Annotated in this window: 1 protein-coding gene; it reads left to right on the top strand. The window is 59.3% G+C overall.

What is annotated here, in order from left to right; translation table 11 throughout:
• The coding region (locus tag QK296_RS29000) for an immunoglobulin-like domain-containing protein (RefSeq protein ID WP_282392375.1) at positions 1-285 on the top strand (285 nt) is incomplete at both ends.

Genomic DNA, 285 nt, shown 5'->3' with positions numbered 1-285 from the left:
CCACCACGGTTACGCTGACTGCGCCAAGTGCCGTTAACGAAGGCGGCCAGATCACGTACACCGCGACCTTGAGCAATAAGGCCGGCACCGACGTCACGCTGAAACTCGACAATGGTTCAAGCATCACCATCAAGGCTGGCGACACTGTTGGCACCGTGACCGTGCCTGCCCCTACCGATGACGTGTTCATCGACAAGAGCAGCCAGACCGTCCAGATCACCGAGACCACCGGCGGCAACTTCGAAAAACTCGAAGTGGCAGGCAACGGCGCAACCACCACCATCA

Origin of the sequence: Pseudomonas sp. AL10, assembly GCF_029960685.1 — a bacterium.
Lineage (GTDB): Bacteria > Pseudomonadota > Gammaproteobacteria > Pseudomonadales > Pseudomonadaceae > Aquipseudomonas > Aquipseudomonas lactis.
Note: the sequence above shows the minus strand (reverse complement) of the source record. Positions and strands in the feature narration are given on the sequence as shown.